Origin of the sequence: Microcystis sp. M44BS1 (genome assembly GCF_020244875.1) — a bacterium.
GTDB classification, from domain to species: Bacteria; Cyanobacteriota; Cyanobacteriia; order Cyanobacteriales; family Microcystaceae; genus Microcystis; species Microcystis panniformis.
In genome coordinates this window covers 15,602-38,423 of the sequence record NZ_JADBVM010000025.1, presented here as the reverse complement: position 1 = coordinate 38,423, position 22,822 = coordinate 15,602, and the positions used below count along the sequence as shown (strand labels likewise).

Here is a 22,822-nt window from a genome sequence, read left to right as displayed (position 1 = left end):
AGTTATCAGTTAGAAGAGGATAGGGAAATGGGGGAATAGGGTAATGGGGAGATAGAGTAATTTCCACTAAAACCCTAAAACCCTAAAACCCCACTCCCCCAACACCCCACTTCATAATTCATAATTCATAATTCATAATTCCCTCTCCCCACTTCCCCACTTCCCCAATTACCCACTTCCCCAATTCATAATTAATAATTTAACCTTTGACTCACTCCGGCAATGGCAGCCAAGAGAAGCCAAACAATAGTATTAATCTTGACATCGGAGAGGGTGACATCGACGAGATTAAATAAAACGCAAGCACCAAAGGCCACCAGATAGGTAAAGATAATTAACTCACCCCCGGCTTTTTGTTGTCGTAAAAAGATTAATAAACGCCACCCTTGGGCATAAATCCAACCCACCCAAACAGACAATAAAATTAAGCCAATAATTCCCGTTTCTGCCATTAACATCAAATATAAATTATGGGGATGACCTAACCACAATCCCTGACTTTTTTCGTAGAGAGGTGTAAAACTGCGTAATCCCCAACCGAATAGGGGTCTTTCTTGGGTCATTTCTAGAGTAAAACGCCATTGGGTTGCTCTGAGAGTAGCTAGAGGGCGATTAGGGAACATTTCATCGGATAATCGCGCCCAAATCGCCCTAGGAACCAAAAAACGCAGACTATCCCTAAAAGGATTTGGTCCCCAAGAAGCAAGGGAAATCACCCCTCCCAAGAGGACAAAACCAGCGACTAAGGCATTCCAACCCAGATAAAGGGCGAAAATTAGGCAACCTAAAAAGGCTAAGGCCCAAGCATTGCGAGAATTGCTTAAAAATAGCCCTACACTATCGATAAATATAGTTAAAGTTAAAAACCCGACTTTGAGATTTAAAAGGTTATTTCTTTGTCTGTGCCACTGCCGCCAAGTTAGAATTAATAAACCGAACGCTAAAATCAGAGTTATAAGTAAATAAGCCCCCAAAAGATTAGCATACATAAAAACCGAAGACATCCGACCTAAAGGTTCGCCCCCCGCTCCGTAGGGCCAGGTAAAAATCCCTTTTAATGCTTCCGGTTTTTGCCAACCGAGAAAAATTTGTCCCCATCCCATCACCACTACCCAAACCGACGGAATAACCATCACCCAAGCTAGTTGACGCAACTGAGAGGGTTTTTTAATTAATTGTCTGATATTGCTAAAAAAGAAGAAAAAAGGCAGGAAATTTCCTAAACCAATCCAAGCATCCCCCGGAGTTGGGGAAAGACTGGCACTAATCATTAACCAAAGTGTGACGATACCGAGACCTTGATTGAGACGTGACTGGATAATTGCCCGAAAATTGCCGGTAAAAACCCTAATTAACACGATAATAATGCCGATACCCGCCAACTCCGGCAGCATCATAGCGATAAAAACTGAAAAAAGTATTAAATTCCACTCCCACCCTTGACAAAAAATCTTTTTCATGCTAGGCAGGTTGCCAACAATCCTCACGAGTCAGACGAATTTGGGCAAGGGCAAAAATAGTCGGGATAATCCGGCCGTAATCAGTGGCGATCGCTTTCCAACCGAGATCAGCAATAAACCAACCCCATAAAGCCGGTCCTACCAAACTTAACACGGTTCTGACCGCTCCGTAGCGGGCCGCCGCCCTAGTCATGCCCTGTTTAGCCGTTTGTAGGGCGATTTGATTAACAATTGCCCCACCCTGGACTACAGCAGTTTTTGCCCCTTGATAGCGGACAAAATGAAGAGCGAACTGCCCGGCGATATGTTTGAGCAGAATCGGTTTCAGGATAGAATTAATGGCGATGACGCTACTGCCTTTGAGGACTATATCAAGGGGATTGTGTTGTAGGTGAACGGGTAAGGGTTGGGGAGTGTGGGAATCCGCGAGCGCTTTTTGAATTTGAATCGAGAGGGATTTTTGTTCCGATGGGGGGAGACGTTTCCAAGCTTTGTTAACGAGGTGAAGATAGATTTCCGCTTCAATTTCCGTTGTCGGCATTTTTTGGGAGTAGGGAACCTTGAGGAAATGACAGACACGAACTAGAATTTGACGATAACTAACTTTTTCCGTTTGACCTTTTAATACTGTCACACCATCGGCAGCCAGATAACGAAAACGATCCTCGACGCTATCTAACCAACTTTCCCAATCTTGACTTTGAACGGCGATTGCGTCCGGCGCTCGTAGATAATCGAGGGGGTTAAAACGACGGCAAAAGAGGATGTTAGTGATTTGCTGCAGTTCCTCCTCGGTGGCTAACTCCAAAGCTGTGCGTAGTTCGTCCAATGTGGTTTTTCCTCCTCAGCCCCAATAATCAAATCAGTTTCGCTAGTGCTGATTACTACTAATATTAACTCAAGGGTTCACAGGATTAGGAAGGCTAGTGACAAATTTTTCGATTAAGGTTGGGATCATTGGTGCGGGTTTAGCCGGGTTAACCTGCGCTCGTCAGTTGTGCGATCGAGGTTATACTGTTAAGCTATTTGATAAGTCTAGAGGCATTGGTGGTCGTTTAGCCACGCGACGGGTTAATCGAGCTAATCAAGAGATTGCTGTGGATCATGGCTTGCCTTTTTTGACTGTTCAGGGGGAAAAAACGGCGGCTTTAATTGATAATCTTCTGAGAGAGAATATAGTTACTTCTTGGTTTGATTCTAGCTATGTTGCTCCTTCTGGCATCAATAGCGTGGCGAAATTTTTAGCTAAAGGTTTAGAAATTGAACGAGATTTTCTGGTTACTCGTCTGGAAAATCGTCAGGGAAAATGGGTTTTAAACAATAACGGTCAAATTCGGGGGGAGTTTTCGGTGATTGTCCTGGCTATTCCCGCCCCGCAAGCAGCGTTATTGTTAGAAAACTCTCATATAACTACTATGCCAGAATTGCGATCAATCGTTTACGATCCCTGTTTAACGGTTATGGCAGGTTATGGCGATTCTTTACCCGCAGTGACTCCCTCCACCGCTATCGCTTGGTTAGGACTTGATAGCAGTAAACGGCAATCATCCCCTGATTATGTCTTTGTTGTGCATAGTAGTGGAGATTTTGCGGTTAAATATCTCGATAGCGAGGATTTAGAAGCAGTTACGCTAGATTTGCTCGCTCGTGCTTCTTTGCCTCTCCCGGATTGGTCTCAGATTCACCGTTGGCGTTATGCTTTAGTCCGTCAGGGTTTAGCTGTACCCTGTTTAAGTGTTAATAGTCCTTTACCTCTAGTTGCCTGTGGTGATTGGTGTCAAGGGGGAGATTTATCGAGAAATTCTTCCCTAGAAACGGCCTTAAATTCTGGGATAGCGGCGGCTAATCAAGTTCAGCAGCTACTCTCTTAAGAATCTAGGTACAGAACGTAGGTTGGGTTGAAGCATGAAACCCAACGTCCTAATCAAGTTCAGCAGCTACTCTCCTAGAATCTAGAGACAAGTTCAAATTCTTAGGTTAAGCTTAAGTTAACAAAAGGTTAAGTAATATAATAATGTAGGTATCCTATACTGGGGGGTTGGTCACAATGGAAAAATTCAATTCTAAAGATAACTTTCTCTACCCTAAAACCAGCTACAGGGGTTTATTCACGCCACAAAATTTGGTTTTTAACGCTAATTTGCAGGAATTCGCCCTGAGAGTCTCTTTTATCGCTGGTTTACACACGGGGGGAAAACTTACCTCCACGGAAGCTTACGAGAAAATTAACCAGCTTTGGCAAGAGTTGAATACCAGTCAAAAATTCCTACTAGCTAATCATTTTGAGGATGACGGAGATTGAGAGATGGGGTTTTTTAGTGATCAGTAAACAGTAATCAGTATCTAAAGTGCTACTTCTAGATAAAAATGTCAACAAAAGACAACAAGAGGTAATTCTGCCGCTACAATATGATAGCGAGTTGTCAAGAGAACAGTAAAAGAACTGCCAATTGGATCTAGATGCCTCAATATACTACTAAACAAGCAACGGAAAACCCTGTTGTGTCCGACCAGTCCGCCAAGAATCCCTTTTCACTATTTGGTCAATTTTGGGAAAGCCTAAAAATTGTCGCTCAACCCTATTGGTATCCAACGGAGTTAAATGGACGCGCCTTTGGAGATGTGATCATTTCTTGGGGAATGTCAGCTTTGATCCTTTTAAGTATCTTGGCAACAGTCGGGGTAGAAGCTTTTAGTAGCTACTGGAATCGTTATGTACTCGATATTATTATTGAAGATAGAGACCTTTCTAAATATCTCAATACGCTGTGGTTATCCAGTTTGTTGATTATAGGAACAACGGGGTTATTTGCTTTTTCTCAATTTATTCGTCGCAAAGTAGCCTTAGATTGGTATAAGTGGTTAACGAAACAAACCGTCAAAAAATATCTCAATGATCGCGCTTACTATAACATTGATTTTACCTCAGCTTTAAAAAATCCCGATCAAAGATTATCTCAAGAAATTGAACCAATTACGACCATGACCATGAGGTTTTTAATTACCTTCGTGGAAAAAGGGTTACAAATGATTACTTTTGCGATTATTCTTTGGACAATTTCTCGGCAAATTGCGGTTTATCTAATAATTTATACGATCGCAGGAAATTTAATAGCAATTTATCTAACTCAAGAATTAAACAAAATTAATCAATCTGAGCTTAATGATAAGGCGGATTATAGTTATGCTTTAACCCATGTGCGTAACCACGCCGAATCAATTGCTTTTTTTCAGGGAGAAGAGCAGGAAGAAAAAATCATTGAAGGTCGTTTTCAACGGGTTATTGAAAGCTCGGAAAAACTTATAAATTGGGAACGGTTTAATAATCTTTTTAATCGAGGTTATCAGTCAGCGATTAGTGTATTTTCAATGTTTATTTTGACCCCGATGTTTATTCAAAACGAAATCGATTATGGAGAAATTAGTCAAGCTAGTTTATGTTGTTTTCTTTTTTCTAATGCCTTGGGACAATTAATTACTGAATGGGGAACATCGGGTAAAGTTTCCAGTTATATTGAACGGTTAGCTACCTTGACAGATGCCTTAAAAGTTGCCAGTGAAGAGCCGAAAAACTTAAGTCGTATTATCACCCTGGAAGATAATCGTCTAGCCTTTGAAAATTTTACCCTACAAACTCCCGATTATGAAAGGGTAATTGTGGAAAATTTATCGGTTTCTGTCCCTTTGGGAGAAAGCCTACTGATTATTGGCCCCAGTGGTCGAGGAAAAAGTTCCTTGTTACGAGCAATCGCCGGTTTATGGAAAGCGGGTAGTGGTCGTTTAGTTCGTCCTCCTTTAGCTAAAATGTTATTTTTACCCCAACGTCCTTATATTATCCTTGGCAGTTTACGCCAGCAATTACTTTATCCCCATACCAATGAGCAGCTGAGCGATGAAGATTTAGAAAATATCTTAAAAAAAGTCAATCTTCAACATTTATTAACCGACAAAAATAGCTTAGATAAACAAGTCAACTGGGAACAGATTTTATCCCTCGGAGAACAGCAAAGACTAGCTTTTGCTCGACTATTAATCACTAAACCTACTTTTACTATCTTAGATGAAGCAACCAGCGCTTTAGATTTGGTAAATGAAGCCAGCTTATATCAGCAATTACAGGAAAGTGAAACCACCTTTATTAGTGTTGGTCATCGGGAAAGTTTATTTAATTATCATCGATGGGTCTTAGAGTTAACAGAAAATTCCCATTGGCAGCTGTCAACTGTAGAAGATTATCAGCGCAAAAAAGTTAATGACCTGGTAATGATGTCAAAAAAATCAGAAAATTTTTCGGCGGTAAAAATAGAGCCTTTGTCTGAGGTTAAACCTGAGCATAATGGGGAGATTACAGGAGTTTCTGAAATAACGGAAGGTTTGTCCCATCAACAAATGCAGTCCCTAACTGACTATTCTTTAAGTAACGTCCGGAGTCGTGCCAGTTTAGGTAAAATCATTACTGCTAAAGATGGGGTTAATTATCGTTACGATAAAGACCCAAAAGCCTTAAAATGGGTGAGAATATAGCTAATGGGGTGACAAATAGATTGAAATTGAGACAGAGTATTCAGACTTCCCCCTCTCAGGAGAACTAGAGAATGAGGTTTTTGCTGGCTAAGTTGATTAACAAGCTACTAACTGATAACTGATAACTGATAACTGATAACTGATAACTGATAACTGATAACTGATAACTGATAACTGATAACTGATAACTGGTATAGGAGTTTTATCAAATGAAAGCACTGGAAAAACTTGTGACGGAACGATTATATTTAGTCCCCTTAAAGCTTGAACTTCTGAAAGCAGCAATTATAGGTATCGATGAATTAGTAACAATTTTGGGGGTAAAAGTTGCTGCTGACTGGGACGAACAAGAGTTGATTCAAGCTTTCCCTGATATTGCGAATATTTTGCTGCAATTCCCCTTACAAAATGAGTGGGGGTGGGGGAGTTTAATTATTCATCAAGCAGACAATACTCTTATTGGTCATGTGATGGTCAAAATTATTCCTGATGTTACAGGTTTACCCACAGATGCTGTAGAAATTGGTTATCAAGTAGCGCCGTTATATCGACGAAAAGGCTACGCATCTGAGGCGACAAAAGCAATGATGGACTGGACACTTTCTCAACCGGGTATGCAAACAGTGACCGCTGGCTGCGCTCCCGATAATATAGCTTCAAAGCGAGTTTTAGAAAAAATCGGCATGAATCTGATAGAAGCACGAGAGAAAGTCCTGGTCTGGAAATTAAGTAGGGTTTGCTGAAAAAGTTTGTTGGTGGGGTTAGGAGCCGGTCGTCAGTAGTCAGTAGTCAGTAGTCAGTAGTCAGGAGATAGGAGACAGGAGACGGGAGATTATTTTTATTTATTCTCCCCACACCCCACACCCTACACCCTCTTTCAAGTCAGTAGGGAGTCATACTAAATCCGGTTATTAAAGACTGATTATTTATTCCCCTTTTTGCCGTTCGGCTGAGCTCACGGCCGAAGCCTTTTGCATGAGCAGAAAACGGGTTTCTCCGAGAAACCCGTTTTCTGTGCGTTACTCAACGGATTTAGGTCCGCAGATAAAAAACGAGCAAAGATGCGATCAAATACTCTGGCTCTGTATTTGTTGGTTTATGAGTTGACGAGGACTTCAGCGATCGCCTGGGAGATGGGAAAATAAGGAGGATAAAGTTCTAGCCAGAAAAACTCGCCAACGGGATTAATTTCTAAAAAGATATAACGTTCATCTGGTGTGACAATCATATCAATTGCACCATAATTAAGACCGAAATATTTCATTAATTCAAGTAGTTGTTTTTCAATAGTTTTCGGTAAATTGTAGGGTTGCCATTGTTGATGGAGCGCTCTTCCCTCTTTTCGCCAATCGTAGATAGCACCGTCTAATTGTTGGGAATTAATCGCCGCCGTAAATATTTGTTCACCGACGATAGTGATGCGTAATTCCAAGGCTTTAGGAATGTTTTCCTGAAAAGTCATTGGACAAAATTGCAAACCTTCCAAATTATCTAGGTCTTCCTTAGTAACAGGACTGGTAAAAACAACCATTTCCTCTTGGTTGTCTCCATAAATAGCAAATTGAGAAAGCATTTTAGTCACAATTCCCGTCGCTTCAAACTCCTGAGCAAATTGCTTGACAGCTTCAGGATTATTAGAAGTTAAAGTCCCCGGAATTAATAAACCTAATTGTCGCGCCACTTGTAACTGCAATTGTTTATGATTGGCATGATCTACCTTAGCAATTGGATCAAGATGAAAGCCAGATAAACTAGCAATCATTCCTCGAATACTTAACCGACATTCCTTAAGAGAAGCTTCGCGAAATTGACGATCCATCCCATCGGGTAATTTTTGTCCGTATCTCATGCGTCGATACCAGACAGCAGAAACTTCTTTTAGCTCTAATTTTTGGTCTCCATCGGTAATAACTCCGCCTTTTTTATACCCTGAGTAAAGATCAACTTTTACCTCTGTTGGGAAGCTATCGGTATCAAAACGGAAGGCTTTTTTACCCATGGCTTCTATGGCTTTGATTACCAGAGGAATACTTTCATTATCGTTGCTAAAAGTAATAAGTAAAACGGTCATAAATCTCCTTGATGATTTGGGATTGAGAATCCTGATTAGATTTGGGATTGAGAATCTTGATAATCCTAAAATCCTCAAAATCCTGATTAGGTTTTGGTTTGATTTTTAGCATACTAAAAAATCAGCGATCGCATGAGAAATAGGTAAATCTAAATCCCGTTCTAACATTCCCCACTCACCACCCGGATTAACTTCTAAAAAAACGTATTCTCCTGCGGGAGTTAAGATAAAATCAAATGCCCCAAAATTTAACCCTAAATTAGCCATAAAAATCTGAATTTGCTGCAATAGTGAATCAGGTAAAGTATGATGTTGCCAAGCACCTGGATCAATACCCGGTCTTCGCCAATCTACGGCTGAATGATTATACTGAGAAGATTCTAAAGCACCCACAAATGTTTGTCCATTAACCACGACAATTCTCAATTCTAATTGTTTAGGAATTTCCGCTTGAAAAACCATAGGACAATAACGTAAAGATTCCGCTTCCTCAAGGTCTTCTGCTTTCACCCTACTGGTATAAAGAAAAAATTCCGGCGACTCCATACTGCGTGCGATCGCAGTTAACAATTTACTCACCATTCGTCCCTGAACCTGGGAAAAGAATTCCCGGACAGCATCGGGATTATTGGTCACTAAAGTGGGGGGAATAATCAAGCCAACTTCTGAGGCCAAACGAAGTTGTAATAACTTATTTTTAGCCTTCTCAATTTGCACTAAATTATCTAACCAACGCGCTGACCTTAAACTATCCCAAAAACCAGCCAAAGTCGTCTGGGATTCTCGCACACAAGCCTCCCGAAACTGAGGATCTAAATCCCCTGTTAGTTCAGGTTGCCAAATACGTCTTGTCCAAACAGATTGCACCTGTTCACTATCAATAGATTGATGGTTATAGGTTAATTGATAAAAACTTTTTTTCCCATTAAATTGGGCCGTTAGTTGAACCTCTAAGGGAAATTTATCAGTATCTAAGCGAAAAGGTGTGGCTCCTTTTTTTTCTATCGCCTCAGCCACGCGGTCAATCGTAAAAAAATCGCCGCTATGGGTCAACAATAAAACAACTTTAGGCGATTCTTTCATATCAGTGGGAAATTCCTATATTTAAATTTCTTTTTGCCTGTCTTAAGTGGCGACTAATTCCGGTTTAGTGGTCAGAATTGAATATTCACAAGACTGGGGATTGTCCATCCGCTCCTGAGCATTGAGGATTTCTAACCCCACCACGTTCCCCGACTGGTCATAGTCGAGAATCACCCCCAGACTCTGCTCGTCGCTTTCTGCAATCGGCACATTACTTAAGGTGATTTTGAGAGCATCAACGACTGGATCATAGGTCACTTTCATGGCGTTCTCCTTAGTACAAACGCTTACGGGGGCGATAATTAGCCACGGATTCCACTAAACCCAAGGCGATAAAATTGGTTAATAAAGATGAACGTCCATAACTTAACCAGGGTAGAGGAATCCCTGTAATCGGGGCTAATCCCACGGTCATGCTAATATTAAGAATTGCCTGAAAAGCGATCATCGAGAGAACACCGATCGCTATTAAAGAACCAAAGTTTTCTTTAGCAGTATTAGCAATGACTAACAAACGCCAACAAACTAACCAGAAAGCTATTAAAACTAGAATACTGCCGACAAAACCGAGTTCTTCCCCGACTACGGTGAAGATAAAATCGGTGTGTTGTTCGGGAATAAAATTTAATTGGGTTTGGGTGCCTTGGTGTAATCCCCGTCCCAATAATTCTCCGGATCCGATGGCAATGCGGGACTGAATTAATTGATAACCTCCCCCCAAAGGATTCTTTTCTGGGTCAAGAAATAGGGTTAAACGATCTTTTTGATATTCTTTTAATAAACCCCAAAAAACCTCGCCTAATTTACCCACTGCCAAATTAGTTGCCACCACGAGGAAAGTAGATAAAAAACGGTAGGGAAGGGTAAACCAAGCAAGTACAGCGATGATAATTGCTAAAACAATCCAAGCAGGAAAAAGTAAATTAAACAGAAAAACCGATGCGAGGGGAGATAAGAGGATAATCATCCAAGGCAGTTTCGCATTAGCCCAGTAAATCATGCCTAGGGTAATTGCACCAAAGACTAATCCTGTCCCCAGGTCCGGCTGCGCCATAATTAACACCCAGGGGATGGCAGTGACGGCAAAGACACGAGCGATCGCAAAAAGATTATCGGCGGGACGATGATGTAGGAGGGCTGCCAGGGTGATAATTAAACCTACCTTGGCAAATTCCGACGGTTGCACGTTAAAACTGCCGATATTAATCCAACTTTGCGCCCCATTCGCCGTCACCCCTAGGATAATTACCGCGATTAGGGAGAGATTGGTGAGAAGATAGGTTAACCAGTGCCATTTCAGCATACTTTCGTAACGACAACGGGCCAGAAATAAAGCGATCGCCACTCCCACGCATCCGAATAACCAGTGTTGCCACCAGTCGAGAGCAGTGGTATGTCTTTCGGCACTACGAATCATTAAACCACCGAAAACGGTTAAACCCGTCACCAAAACGAACAAAAGCCAATCAATTTGGGCTATATCCCGGAAAATAAAGCTAAACTGCTCACTAAAACCGCTTAGTTTCCTACTAACAAGGGACTGTCTTCTCACCATTTCTCTCCCCACATTTACTGACTAACTATAGGCTGCCACGGATACTTTCGCCGCCACCTGACGAGCGATCGCTATCAGGGCTTTAGCTGAGGCCGATTCTGGTTGCCCTAGAACTACTGGTACACCAGTATCACCGCCCTCCCGGAGGGATATCTCCAGAGGCACACATCCCAGTAAAGGAATGCCCAATTCTTGCGAGGTTTTTTCCCCACCACCGGACCCAAATAGATCATAGGAGCGATCGGGCTGATCGGGGGGGATAAAATAACTCATATTTTCCACGATACCCAAAACCCGCGCCCCTAGCTGTTGGAACATTTTTAAACCCCGACGCGCATCAATTAAAGAAACCGTCTGGGGAGTGGTGACAATCACCGCACCGGCTAGGGGGACCGATTGAATTAAAGTTAATTGTGCATCCCCGGTACCGGGAGGCATATCGACGATTAAATAGTCTAAATCGCCCCAGTTGACTTGATAGAGAAACTGACGGATAATGCCGTTTAACATCGGACCGCGCCAGATTACCGGTTGATCGGGGTTGATCAAAAAGCCCATGGAAACCATTTTGATGCCATGGTTAAAAGCGGGTTCCAATATCTCGCCATTTGCACCCTGTACGGTCACTTGTGCGTCATTTAAGCCCAACATTGTCGGGGCGTTGGGGCCGTAGATGTCCGCGTCTAATAGCCCCACTTTTGCCCCTAAATGAGCCAAGGCGACGGCGATATTGACAGCCACGGTACTTTTTCCCACACCGCCCTTACCACTGGAAACGGCGATAATATTTTTAACCCCCTCCACGCCTTGGCGATCGGGTAAAGCTTTTTGTTGCGGGGTTTCGGCAGTTACATCCACGGCGACACTTTCCACCCCGGGCAGCTGTTTAACGGCTTTTTGGCAGTCTTCCACGATAAATTCGCGCAAAGGACAGGCGGGAGTGGTCAAAACTAGGGTAAAGCTAACTTTTCCGCCATCGATCGCCACATTGCGGATCATGTTCAATTCCACTAAGCTTTTTTGCAGTTCTGGATCTTGAACGGGACGTAATACTTCTAAAATCGATGCGGTATCAAGGGGCATGGTTTCAGTGTCTCTAGTCAAGTATTGTTCTTATGGTTATTTATCTTAACCTTGTGGGGGTTGGGTGTTGGATGGTGTTGGGGTTTTAGGGTGTTAGGGTTTTAGGGTTTTAGTTGAAATTCCCCCATTCCCCCATTCCCCCACTTCCCTATTCCCCCATTTCCCCATTTCCCCATTCCCCCATTCCCCCATTTCCCCATTCCCCCATTTCCCCATTCCCCCATTTCCCCATTCCCCCACTTCCCTATTCCCCCATTCCCCCATTCCCCCTATATCTCTATATCTCTAGATTACGGTAATAGGATCGCCGACTTTAATTGTACCTGTCTTTTCGGGGATGACATTTTCTCCGAACATGATGCCCCCGGGGAAACGGCGAAAAGTGCTTAAGGTTTTTAAAGGTTCCTGTTGGGGATTTCTCCTACCTGTTTCTTGATCGGTGGTGGTGATAATACAGCGACTACAGGGTTTAACTAGGGCATAATTTATCTCTCCAATTGTGATCTTTTGCCAACTACTTTCGCTAAAAGCTCGATCGCTACTAATAACAATATTAGGACGAAAACGATTCATCGGCACTGGTGCAACTAAACGCTGATTTAAGTCCTCTAAAGAAGCAGTATTAGTTAATAAAATTGGATAACCATCGGCAAAGCTGACGGGAGTATGATCGTTCCCTGCATAGCGGGGATTCGCAGGACGTGGATAATCGGGAGATTGTCGCACTAAACGACAGGGAATGTCGAGAATTTTCTCAAACCATTCGGCGATTTCATCCCCTTGATCCATGGCTATGGTTTGGGATTCCCAGATTTGAACCGCTCTTTTTTCTCCTGTGAAATTAGGCTGGAAAGTCAGGGAATCTTGAGATGTTTTCAGAGAAAATTTATCTCCTGTAATCGTGACAGAAACGGTGGCTAATTGCGGATATTCTCTTTGGGTGATAAATTTACCCTTGCCATCCACTAACATCATTTCTCGATCCCAGAGTAAACCTTTAGGAGTCACTTCAGCTTGGGATAATTGAATACCTCGACAGGATTTAATCGGGTAGATATAGAGATCAGTAACCTGCATTTTCTTTCAGTAGTTCTACATATTTTTTCGCCACATCTTCCCACGTCCAGAGATTAATTTTATTGGGAATATCTTCGGGTAACAAGCGAGGAATTGGATTGAGGATAAATTGTTCTAAACAGTTGGCTAAACTGTCCGCATCTCCCCTAGGATAGAATTGCACTCTTTCGGGACAATTATATAATTCTACCTGTTCTTGAAACACTTCTAAATCGGAAGCGATAACGGGAATACCTTGTAAAATTGCTTCTGCTATTGCCAATCCAAAACCTTCGTATTTTGAGGGAAATACCACAGAGGAACAGGTTTGATAATAAAATTGTAAGGTTTCATAGTCTTGATAACCTAATCCCTTGATATGACTCTGGAAAATTTCTTTATTTTCCTGATAAAGTTGGGTACATTCTGTGAGATAGTCTTGGTATTCTTGGGTTTTGGACTGTTGAGACAATTGCAGATTTCCATTAACTAGATTATCGGTTTCTTTACCAATAAAAACTATTTGAAATTTTAAACTTTTTTTAGCTAGTGTAATGGCTGCTTTGAGCAAAGTCAGATGATCTTTGTAGATACCAAAAGAGGAGGGAAAATAAAAGGTAACTAGCTCACTTTTGACTAAATCACTTTTGGGATTAGACTGCTCGATAAATCCCGCTAATGGTACAGCTTTTAACTTACTAGCATAGGTAGCATTGGGAAAAACTTTTAAAACATCGTCTTTAGTTTTTTGGGAAATTGTGAAGAGTAGATCGGCCTGATCTAACCATTCTTTTAAGACTTCATTGTAGGGTTCTTGATAGGATTCTGAGTAAGTTAAGGGAGCAAATTGCCAAAAGACATCATAAATAATGCCACTTAAAGTAACCTTGACATTAGGAGGAGAAATCCGATTAGTCATTCCATACAAACAGTGATCAGCTTGGTAACGACTGATAATCTGATTGATTCTTGTCTCGATGCGTAAAAGTTCAATTCTACGAGAGAAAAGACGATGAATCGAAGTCAGTCTTAGGGTTTTATAAAAATTCGCTAGAAGACCATAAAAATAGATTAATTTTGTCTCAAAACTCTGGGGATAAAAAGCAAAATCTTCGTAGATAAGTTTATCGGAATCGGGCATCAAAGACTTAAAATATTCAATTTCATTACGAGGGATAACGATAATAATTTGTTCGACGTATTCTAATAAGCTAGGTATTAAAGAGATAATGACTCTTTCTACTCCTCCTTTGCGATAAAACACGATCGGGATGACAATTTTCATAGATTTCCTTGTCGATAGCTGGCAATAAAAAGATTGATTTTTGACTTGAACCCATTATATGATAGGCTCGAATTGTTCTACTGAGTCGAGAAATCGAGTTAAATTCGAGAAACTAAGACTCTATCACCCATCGCCCCTATTTTCCCTCGATCTTGGAGAAAAAGAGTGTCACAAGCTACTCCATCCCTACAATCTAATCTCAAACAATGGCTACGAGCCAGCGCACCTTCCCTATTTCAAATTAAACAACGTTTGAGCGCCCGTCGTTGGCCGAAAAAATCGATCGTTATTTACACAGAAAAATATCGTCCCATGCTTCCGGCGGAAATTTGGCAACGGGGGGCCAGTGGCACCCAGGCATCGGTGGCTTTTTTAGCGCAAGAATGGACGAAACGCGGCTATAAAGTGACGATTTTTGGCAATTGTGAGGGTATGGAAGGGGAACAGGACGGTATTCGCTATGTTAATTATTACCAGATGAATTGGCAAGATCACTTTGAGACATTGGTGATCTCTCGTCATCCCACCTATTGCCGTCCGGGTACCAAGGCAGAACGAATTTTTTTTGATTGGCAAGATATTAAAGTGCCGGCAGCCTCCTATACCCCCGAAATTTTGGCTAGATACGACAAAATTTTCTGTAAAAGCCAATATCAAAGGGATTTACTGGATTTCTGTCCCGATCATCAATGTCCGATTGTTCCTAATGGTATCGATACTTCCCTTTTGGCTGTAAGTGAGACGGTGCCAGAAAGCGAGCATCTTCCCTATCGTCTAGTCTATGCCTCTCGTTATTATCGCGGCCTAGAGTCGATGTTAAAGTATGGCTGGCCGATTATCAAGGCGGCAATTCCCGCAGCCGAGTTACATCTCTACTATGGTTTTACTAAACGGGATGAAATTGGCGATCGCAAGGAATGGCGGGATAATTTAATCGCTTTGATTAAAGCTAGTGCGGGGGTAGTTGATCGCGGAATGATGGGTTATCGTCAACTAATCGAGGAAAAAGCGCGCTCTGCTATTCATTACTACGGTTGCACCTATCGTGAGATCGATTGTATTTCCGTGCGCGAGTCGGCAGTGGTGGGTTGTCTGCCAGTGGTGACGGATTTTGCTGTTTTTCGAGAAAAAGACTACTGTGTGAAAGTGCCGGGGGAAGTAACCGATCCGGCTACTCAGGAAGCTATAGCCTGGAAAATCGTCGAATTACTGAAAAATCCCCAGCTTTTAACCCAAGAGCGCCAAAGATGTCGTCAAATTGCCCTAAATGACACCTGGGAGCGATCGGCCGCCGCTTGGTTAGATGTGATTGAAGCGGATTCTTAGGCAAGCATTTCCTCTAAAACCCTGGCTACTCTTAGGATTAAGTCTTCGCGATCGGGAGCGGCGATGATTTGCAAACCTAAAGGTAGCTGGGATGGACGTTTAATCGGCAAAGAAAGGGCAGGTAAACCAATAAAAGAAAAAGGTTGGGTAAATCTGCCTAAATTAGGTCTAATTAATAGCTCTTGCCCGTCAATAATCATTTTTTCTACTCCTAACGGCGGCGCAATACAGGGAATTGTCGGGGTGAGAATAATATCAACTTCGCTGAAAATCTCTCGCAAACGATCGCGATACCAACGGCGAAAACGTTGAGCCTGCAAATACCAGCTAGAGGGAATTAATGCCCCTGCCAAGAAGCGATCCCGGGTTGCGGGGTCAAAATCCTCTAATCTGGTCTGTAAACGCGGTAAATGCCAATTTGCGCCCTCGGAAGCGGTAATTATATAGGCGGCTGCCCTGGCGCGGACGGTTTCGGGAATGGTGATTTTTTTGGTAACTCCTAAACGTTCGGCGATCGCTGTCACCGCCTCGAATACTTCCGGTTCGGCTCCCTGCTGAAAATAATCGTCGGCAAGGGCTATTTTTACGCCCTCTAAGCCACTTAAAGGAGCTTTAAGGTTATTTTTGGCAAAAAGACTCCAAATAGCCGTCATATCCGCCACATTGTCGCTAAAAAATCCCAGATGGTCTAAACTACTAACGAACAAAAATAGCCCCTGACGGGATACGCGCCCAAAGGTGGGTTTTAGCCCCACCACGCCACAGCAAGCGGCGGGAACCCTCACGGAACCATTAGTGTCGGAACCGAGGGCGAGAGGCACTAAATTAGCGGCAACGGCAGCGGCGGAGCCGCCAGAGGATCCCCCCGAGACGCGACTAGGATCGCAGGGGTTGGGAGTGGCCCCATAATGGGCATTTTCGGTGACAAAACCGTAGGCGTACTCATCCATATTGGTCGCCCCCACCAAAACTGCCCCGGCCGCTTCTAGGGTTTGTATAGCGATCGCATCTTGTCCAGCAGCAGGGTGATCTCGATTGATTTTGGAACCGGCAAGAGTGACAATACCCTTGATATCAAAGAGATTTTTGACGGCGAAGGGAACCCCTGCTAAGACACCGACGGATTCCCCATTAGCGATCGCTTGATCGATTTTTTGGGCTTGAGCGAGCGCTCTAGGGTGTAAAATGTCGGTAAAGCAATTTAAATGGCCGTTTTTCGCCTCTATCTCCGCCAAAGTCTGGCTAATAACTTCTAAGGCTCTAGTTTGACGATTTTGGATCGATCGAGCTAAATTGCACACAGAAATAGTCATGGTTCAAAGCTGAGGGCGCTTTCCCCGTCATCCTCTAAGGGAAATTCTGTCACTAAACTGGCGATTTCTTGCAAGCGTTGCCAGTTTTCAACCACAGAATTTAAATAGCGATCGGGAATGGTTAAATCTAGGATTTTCGCCATGATTATAACGTATTCTTCGGGGTTATTCATAGATTTCGTTCTGGTTGGGGTGAAGGAGATAAAGAGTTGCTTGAAAGCAGCGCTCAGGAATAAAATCGACACCTAGTTAAGCTGTGAAAATTGCTAGGATATAAGAGAAAATCTCCTGTAAATACAATAGCTATCCCTAGGGAGGAAGTATAACTTGAATTTGTTCTTGACCCCCGACTCCCCAGGATCATAACCTTAGATATGTTCATAGAACTGTATATTGAGATATTTTCCCCTCCTTCACCTCCAGATTAAATTAAACTTATAAGTAGGGAGGCACAATTATTTGTAGGATGGGTTAGCAGTAGCGTAACATAATCGGGCGTTGGGTTTCATTCTTCAACCCAACCTACGTTCTGATAACTGATAACTGATAACTGATAACTGAAATGACCATCTTACAAGACGAAAAACTCCTCTTTACTCCCGCAATACCCCACAGTGATGCCCTGAGAACTATTTTTGCTTTTCCTAATCAGTATTCCGTCGGTATAACCAGTTTAGGTTATCAAATTGTTTGGGCAACTTTAGCCCTGCGATCGGATATACAAGTTAGTCGTTTATTTACGGATTTTCAAGAATCTTTACCCCGTTATCCCGAATTAGTTGGCTTTTCCTTTTCCTGGGAATTGGACTATGTTAATATCCTCTCGCTGTTAGAATCTTTAGAAATTCCTTGTCACAGTCATCAACGGCAAGATCAGCAGGCGATAATTTTTGGGGGTGGACCAGTTTTAACTGCTAATCCCGAACCTTTTGCCGCTTTTTTTGATGTAATTTTATTGGGAGATGGTGAAAATTTAATTGCTGATTTTATTAATGCCTATCAAGAGGTGAGAAACGCTGATCGCCCGACAAAACTCCGTCATTTGGCCCAGGTTCCGGGGGTGTATGTTCCTAGTTTATATACCGTTAATTATGACAGTCCAGAAGGTGAAATTACGGCAATTCTACCCATAGATAATAATGTTCCTACCTTTGTTAGTAAACAAACCTATCGCAGTAATACCCTTTCGGCTTCTACGGTGGTAACAAAACAAGCGGCATGGGAGAATATTTATATGGTAGAGGTGGTGCGAAGTTGTCCAGAAATGTGCCGTTTTTGTTTAGCTAGTTATCTAACTTTACCCTTTCGTACCGCTAGTTTAGAATCCCTGATTCCCGCCATTGAAAAAGGTTTAAAAGTGACAGATCGCTTGGGTTTATTAGGTGCTTCCGTCAGTCAACATCCTGAATTTGAAACCTTACTTGATTATCTTTTTCAACCAAAATTTGAGGGAGTTAGACTCTCGATCGCTTCAGTTAGAACTAATACCGTCACGGAAAAATTAGCCAGAATTTTATCCCAAAGAGACAGCAAATCAATTACTATTGCCGTAGAAAGTGGTTCCGATCGCTTGCGGGAAATTATCAACAAAAAGTTAGCCAATGATGAAATTATCCAAGCTGCCATTAATGCCAAAGCTGGCGGTTTAAAAGGGATAAAACTCTATGGTATGGTGGGAATACCGGGAGAAGAAACCGAAGATATTGCGGCAACTGTGGAAATGTTAATAGCCTTAAAAAAAGCCGCCTCTGGACTGCGAATCTCTTTCGGTTGCAGCACCTTTGTGCCTAAATCCCATACTCCTTTTCAGTGGTTTGGCGTTAATAAAATGGCCGAAAAAAGATTAAAATATCTAGAGAAACAATTAGGTAAACAGGGCATAGAATTTCGCCCAGAAAGTTATAATTGGTCGGTGATTCAAGCCCTATTATCTAGAGGCGATCGCCGCTTAACTTCCCTATTAGAATTAACCCGTGGCTACGGTGATTCTTTAGGCAGTTATAAACGGGCTTTTAAGGAACTAAAAGGACAAATTCCCCCTCTAGATTATTACGTTTATCAACAATGGCGTTTAGAACAGGTTTTACCCTGGAGTCATTTACACGGTCCTTTATCCTCAAATGTTTTGGTAAAACATTTAGAAGATTCCCAAACAAAAAGGTAAAGTATGGCTAATAAGCTAAGACGCATTTAAACAATGTCTTGACTATCAGACCCCAAATGAGGTATTCTATCAAGGTAGATCGGATATTGGTGCAATTCAGACTTGAATTGGTACTTTTATTAACTATCAATCCCGATTAAACCATTAATTTAATCTTAGTTGATCAACCCATGAGCAAGAAAAATGATACAGTTACCCTGCTTTTATCCCTGCTGATTACCCTAATATTTTTTGGGGCTGGTAGTTGGTGGTTATACAATCGTTTTCAAGGAAAAAATAACCCAACCAATCTTTCTGAAATCGAGAAAATATCACCAGAGCAAAAATCGGTATCGGCACAAGCAAAATTTAGTCAAGGGGAAAACTTATTAATAGTTGAAGGGGCTTCTTCTGACAAACAAGCTGCTATACAGGCACTCGGAAAAGGAGACTTTCAGCAAGCAGTTTACCTCCTAGAAAAATCCCTGCGAGCTAATCAAAATGATCCCGAAGCTCTCATCTACTTAAATAACGCCCGTATTGGTCAAGCTAAGTCCTATACTATCGCCGTTTCCGTGCCAATTGGGAGCGATGTCAACACCGCTCTAGAAGTTTTACGAGGAGTCGCCCAATCTCAAAATCAAATCAATCAAGCTGGGGGAATTAATGGCATTCCTTTAAAAGTTCTCATTGCTGATGATGCTGATAGTCCCGAAATTGCTGCTCAAATTGCCCAAAAATTAGCGGCTGACAACAGCATTTTAGGAGTAGTAGGACACACTAGCAGTGATACCTCTTTAGCGGCGGCTGCTATCTATCAAAAAGCGGGATTAGTAATGATTTCCCCCATCAGTACCTCAACTAAACTCTCCAATTTTGGTGACTATATCTTTCGTTCTGTTCCCAGTGATTTTGCGGCGGCACGGGCATTAGCCGAATCTAGCTTGCAAAAAATTCCTAACGTCAAGGCAGTGGTATTTTTTAACTCCCAAAGTAATTATAGTCAATCCCTAAAATCTGAATTTATCACCGCTTTAGGATTAGGAGGAGGTCAAGTGGTGAGTGAATTTGATCTATCTTCCCTCACTTTTACCCCTTCTAAAAGCCTCCAACAAGCTCAACAAGAGGGAGCAAATCTCATCGCCCTTCTTGGGGATAGTGGAACCCTAGATAAGGCTTTGCAGGTGGTTCAAATCAATGGTCAAAAATTGCCGATTGTGGCGGGTGATGACGTTTATAGCCCCAAAACTCTGGATGTAGGCGGAAAAAATGCCCTGGACATGGTTGTCGCTATCGCTTGGCATTTGGGGGCTAATCCGAACAGTCCTTTTGTAAAAAATTCCCGCCAATTGTGGCAAGGAGACGTAAATTGGCGCACTGCCACCGCCTATGACGCTACCCAGGCTTTAATCGCTGGAATTATGATCGCTGGCATTAAGGCAGAATCTAGCCGAGAGGGAGTTCAACAGGCGTTAAGAAGCAGTGATTTTTCTGTGCCTGGGGCGACTAATCCCGTGCGATTTTTACCCTCTGGCGATCGCAATCAATCGGTGCAATTAGTGGTAGTTCAACCCGGTTCTCGTTCTAGTTTTGGGGTGGATTTTGTGCCAATTTCTCGGTAAAATGACAACTAAATCAAGATGAATTATAGGTAAGTATTTATAATTAAATTGAAGATAGATTTTACCTCTGATCCCCCCTTGATCCCCCCTTAATCCCCCCTTAATAAGGGGGGTGCCGATCCCCCCTGCCCCCCTTGATAAGGGGGGTGTCTGACAACTTTTAGCACCTACCTACTTATGTTAGAAACTCCCCCTAAATATTCAGTTCTCGGTTTACCAGTTCATCTTCTCGATAACTACAGTCGTTGGTTAATAGATCGCGCCTATCAAGGTTTTGGTTCCCACGTTGTCACTCTTAATGCAGAAATGGCAATGTTAGGAGAAAATGATGCTAAAGTAGCCCAAGTTATTCGAGAAGCAGATTTAGTTATTCCCGACGGTGCTGGGATTGTTATTTACTTAAAATTAAGGGGCAAAAAACAAACCCGCTGCCCCGGTATTGAATTATCAGAATCCTTAATTACTGAGTTAGGAATGCAGGGAGAGAGTTCTCCTATTGTTTTTTTTGGTGGTAAACCGGGGATTACGGAACAAGCGGCAAGTAATTGGCAAAAAAAGATACCTAATATCCGTATTCTGGCTAACCACGGTTATCTATCCTCCGAGGAAATGTCCGATTGGATTCAGGTATTAAAAGATCAGCAGCCGCGGTTAATTTTAGTTGGTTTGGGAGTACCCCGACAAGAATATTGGATTAGGGAACATCGCAATCTCTGTCCCCAAGCTATCTGGGTAGGTGTGGGGGGTAGTTTTGATATCTGGTCCGGGACAAAAATCCGCGCCCCTCGCTTTTTCTGTGACAATAATTTAGAGTGGTTGTATCGACTCTATCAGGAACCTTGGCGCTGGAAAAGAATGTTAGCTTTACCTAAATTTTTCTGGCGCTCTCTTTTTTATTCCTAGCAATAGCTTAGTATAAATTCTTTTCGATAAAGGCAATCACTCGCTCTAATCCTTCCCGTGTTTTTAAGTTGGTGAAGATAAAGGGTTTATCCCCGCGCATCTTTTTGGCATCTCTATCCATCACCCCTAAATCTGCCCCCACCATCGGGGCTAAATCTATTTTATTAATTACCAATAAATCCGATTTGGTGATACCTGGTCCCCCCTTGCGAGGGATTTTATCTCCGGCTGCCACGTCAATCACATAGATGGTTAAATCTACTAATTCGGGGCTAAAGGTTGCCGCTAAATTATCACCACCACTTTCCAGAAAAATTAGCTTTAAGTTAGTAAATTTTCTCTCTAACTGTTCAATGGCAACTAAGTTAATTGAGGCATCTTCGCGAATAGCTGTATGGGGACATCCTCCCGTTTCTACTCCTAAAATTCTTTCCGGAGCTAAAGCTTGCGATCGCACTAAAAATTGGGCATCTTCTTGAGTATAAATGTCATTGGTGACTACGGCGATCGGATATTGATCCCGCAAATTTTTACACAGGGCATCGAGCAGGGCTGTTTTTCCTGAACCCACCGGACCGGCAATTCCCACGCGCAAGCAAGACATAGTTTTTTCGGGAAAAAGTGACAAGGAAAGGGTTAAAAATTTTGGAGCTATCGGATAGAAAAAAGAGGGGTTCGCAGGGCGACACGGATTCCCATTATAATAAAAGGTTAACACAAATCTGAGAATTTGTCAAGTCTTTTTGTCAATAAATTTGGGGAAATCATCGGCAAAAAGATCACCAAAAGTCAGTGATTTGGTAGCCAAAATCCGTTAACATCTGCCTAAATAGGGGCAAACTTAAACCGATAACATTACTGTGACATCCCTCCAATCTTTCCACGAATAAACCCCCCTTTCCTTCTAAGGCAAAACAGCCGGCACATTTGAGGGGTTCTTCGGTGTCAACGTAGGCAATAATTGTTTCATCGCTGATATTGGCAAAGTGAACTTTAGTAATCCCACAACGAGTCAAGGTTTGATGATTAACTCGATCAATTAAAGCATGACCTGTATAGAGTACACCCACCTGACCGCGCATTTTTTGCCAACGATCAATCGCTTCTGATTTATCCTTGGGTTTGCCATAGACTTCCCCCGCTACTTCTAAGACGGAATCACAACCAAGAATTAATCCTGTATCAAATTGGGGGGCGATCGTTTGCGCTTTACATTGGGCTAAAGTTTGGACAAGATGGAGAGTATCATCAGCATTAATTGTCGATTCATCAAAGTTACTCACCCGCACAATCGGATCGATTCCGATCATTTGTAATAGTTTTTTACGCGCAGGAGAAGCGGAAGCAAGAATCAAGGGAATGGACATAATTTTTAAAGTAAACAAGATAGAAGACAGT

23 protein-coding genes are annotated in these 22,822 nt (G+C 42.3%); 8 read left to right on the top strand and 15 right to left on the bottom strand.

Going from position 1 to position 22,822, the window contains the following annotated elements:
• Positions 1-191: 191 nt before the first annotated feature.
• Positions 192-1,460 carry an O-antigen ligase family protein gene (locus tag IM515_RS01285; RefSeq protein WP_287629784.1) on the bottom strand — a complete coding sequence of 423 codons (1,269 nt, stop codon included), beginning with the start codon at positions 1,458-1,460 and terminating at the stop codon, positions 192-194.
• A 1-nt stretch (position 1,461) separates the two neighbouring features.
• Positions 1,462-2,289 (bottom strand): YaaW family protein, encoded by an 828-nt coding sequence (locus IM515_RS01280; RefSeq protein WP_043996993.1) that lies wholly within the window; start codon positions 2,287-2,289, stop codon positions 1,462-1,464.
• A gap of 97 nt (positions 2,290-2,386) precedes the next feature.
• On the opposite strand from IM515_RS01280, the gene IM515_RS01275 reads away from it, so the two are divergent.
• From IM515_RS01275 to IM515_RS01265, 3 genes are all read left to right on the top strand, one after another.
• A complete protein-coding gene (locus tag IM515_RS01275) occupies positions 2,387-3,331 on the top strand; it encodes an NAD(P)/FAD-dependent oxidoreductase (protein ID WP_287629787.1) in 945 nt (314 codons plus the stop codon).
• Positions 3,332-3,507: 176 nt separating this feature from the next.
• The gene (locus tag IM515_RS01270) at positions 3,508-3,762 is read left to right on the top strand and encodes a DUF7219 family protein (RefSeq protein ID WP_002771824.1); all 255 of its coding nucleotides are present in this window, start codon (positions 3,508-3,510) and stop codon (positions 3,760-3,762) included.
• A 158-nt stretch (positions 3,763-3,920) separates the two neighbouring features.
• Positions 3,921-5,984, top strand: coding sequence for an ABC transporter ATP-binding protein/permease (locus tag IM515_RS01265; RefSeq protein ID WP_287629789.1), 2,064 nt, complete (start codon positions 3,921-3,923; stop codon positions 5,982-5,984).
• Positions 5,985-6,080: 96 nt separating this feature from the next.
• On the opposite strand, the gene IM515_RS01260 is transcribed toward IM515_RS01265, so the two are convergent.
• Positions 6,081-6,203, bottom strand: coding sequence for a hypothetical protein (locus IM515_RS01260; protein WP_287633148.1), 123 nt, complete (start codon positions 6,201-6,203; stop codon positions 6,081-6,083).
• On the opposite strand from IM515_RS01260, the gene IM515_RS01255 reads away from it, so the two are divergent.
• Entirely contained in the window at positions 6,194-6,727 is a 534-nt protein-coding gene (locus tag IM515_RS01255) for a GNAT family N-acetyltransferase (protein ID WP_287629791.1), read from the top strand. The genes IM515_RS01260 and IM515_RS01255 overlap by 10 nt on opposite strands.
• 353 nt (positions 6,728-7,080) lie before the next feature.
• Here IM515_RS01255 and IM515_RS01250 read toward each other — a convergent pair whose 3' ends face one another.
• The 8 genes from IM515_RS01250 to IM515_RS01215 form a co-directional block, all read right to left on the bottom strand.
• Positions 7,081-8,055, bottom strand: coding sequence for an MvdD family ATP-grasp ribosomal peptide maturase (locus IM515_RS01250; RefSeq protein WP_287629793.1), 975 nt, complete (start codon positions 8,053-8,055; stop codon positions 7,081-7,083).
• A gap of 105 nt (positions 8,056-8,160) precedes the next feature.
• Complete coding sequence (locus tag IM515_RS01245) at positions 8,161-9,138, bottom strand: MvdC family ATP-grasp ribosomal peptide maturase (protein WP_287629794.1); 978 nt, start codon at positions 9,136-9,138, stop codon at positions 8,161-8,163.
• Between the two features lie 42 nt (positions 9,139-9,180).
• Positions 9,181-9,402: a DUF2283 domain-containing protein gene (locus IM515_RS01240; protein ID WP_052277127.1), complete on the bottom strand. Its 222-nt coding sequence runs from the start codon at positions 9,400-9,402 to the stop codon at positions 9,181-9,183.
• 10 nt (positions 9,403-9,412) lie between these two features.
• A complete protein-coding gene (gene rodA, locus IM515_RS01235) occupies positions 9,413-10,693 on the bottom strand; it encodes a rod shape-determining protein RodA (RefSeq protein ID WP_287629795.1) in 1,281 nt (426 codons plus the stop codon).
• Positions 10,694-10,714: 21 nt separating this feature from the next.
• Positions 10,715-11,776 (bottom strand): Mrp/NBP35 family ATP-binding protein, encoded by a 1,062-nt coding sequence (locus IM515_RS01230; protein WP_002740457.1) that lies wholly within the window; start codon positions 11,774-11,776, stop codon positions 10,715-10,717.
• 101 nt (positions 11,777-11,877) lie between these two features.
• Positions 11,878-12,000, bottom strand: coding sequence for a hypothetical protein (locus tag IM515_RS01225; RefSeq protein WP_287633150.1), 123 nt, complete (start codon positions 11,998-12,000; stop codon positions 11,878-11,880).
• A 61-nt stretch (positions 12,001-12,061) separates the two neighbouring features.
• A complete protein-coding gene (locus IM515_RS01220) occupies positions 12,062-12,853 on the bottom strand; it encodes an MOSC domain-containing protein (protein WP_287629797.1) in 792 nt (263 codons plus the stop codon).
• Positions 12,840-14,117: a glycosyltransferase gene (locus IM515_RS01215; protein WP_287629798.1), complete on the bottom strand. Its 1,278-nt coding sequence runs from the start codon at positions 14,115-14,117 to the stop codon at positions 12,840-12,842. The genes IM515_RS01220 and IM515_RS01215 overlap by 14 nt, the downstream gene beginning before the upstream one ends.
• 165 nt (positions 14,118-14,282) lie before the next feature.
• Between IM515_RS01215 and IM515_RS01210 the strand changes: the two genes are divergently transcribed.
• Complete coding sequence (locus IM515_RS01210) at positions 14,283-15,443, top strand: glycosyltransferase family protein (protein ID WP_287629799.1); 1,161 nt, start codon at positions 14,283-14,285, stop codon at positions 15,441-15,443.
• Here the strand turns inward: IM515_RS01210 and IM515_RS01205 are convergent.
• Positions 15,440-16,756: an AtzE family amidohydrolase gene (locus tag IM515_RS01205; RefSeq protein ID WP_287629800.1), complete on the bottom strand. Its 1,317-nt coding sequence runs from the start codon at positions 16,754-16,756 to the stop codon at positions 15,440-15,442. The two genes, IM515_RS01210 and IM515_RS01205, sit on opposite strands and share 4 nt — an antisense overlap.
• Positions 16,753-16,929: a DUF4089 domain-containing protein gene (locus IM515_RS01200; RefSeq protein WP_002740449.1), complete on the bottom strand. Its 177-nt coding sequence runs from the start codon at positions 16,927-16,929 to the stop codon at positions 16,753-16,755. The genes IM515_RS01205 and IM515_RS01200 overlap by 4 nt, the downstream gene beginning before the upstream one ends.
• Before the next feature lie 389 nt (positions 16,930-17,318).
• On the opposite strand from IM515_RS01200, the gene IM515_RS01195 reads away from it, so the two are divergent.
• From IM515_RS01195 to IM515_RS01185, 3 genes are all read left to right on the top strand, one after another.
• Positions 17,319-18,920 carry a B12-binding domain-containing radical SAM protein gene (locus IM515_RS01195; RefSeq protein ID WP_287629801.1) on the top strand — a complete coding sequence of 534 codons (1,602 nt, stop codon included), beginning with the start codon at positions 17,319-17,321 and terminating at the stop codon, positions 18,918-18,920.
• Positions 18,921-19,090: 170 nt separating this feature from the next.
• On the top strand, positions 19,091-20,521 hold the full coding sequence (locus tag IM515_RS01190; RefSeq protein WP_287629802.1) for an ABC transporter substrate-binding protein: 1,431 nt from the start codon (positions 19,091-19,093) through the stop codon (positions 20,519-20,521).
• 177 nt (positions 20,522-20,698) lie between these two features.
• Positions 20,699-21,424: a WecB/TagA/CpsF family glycosyltransferase gene (locus IM515_RS01185; protein ID WP_002796698.1), complete on the top strand. Its 726-nt coding sequence runs from the start codon at positions 20,699-20,701 to the stop codon at positions 21,422-21,424.
• A 7-nt stretch (positions 21,425-21,431) separates the two neighbouring features.
• On the opposite strand, the gene ureG is transcribed toward IM515_RS01185, so the two are convergent.
• Positions 21,432-22,028: an urease accessory protein UreG gene (ureG, locus tag IM515_RS01180; protein ID WP_287107934.1), complete on the bottom strand. Its 597-nt coding sequence runs from the start codon at positions 22,026-22,028 to the stop codon at positions 21,432-21,434.
• Positions 22,029-22,203: 175 nt separating this feature from the next.
• Positions 22,204-22,791, bottom strand: coding sequence for a Maf family protein (locus IM515_RS01175; RefSeq protein WP_287629803.1), 588 nt, complete (start codon positions 22,789-22,791; stop codon positions 22,204-22,206).
• Between the last annotated feature and the right edge of the window lie 31 nt (positions 22,792-22,822).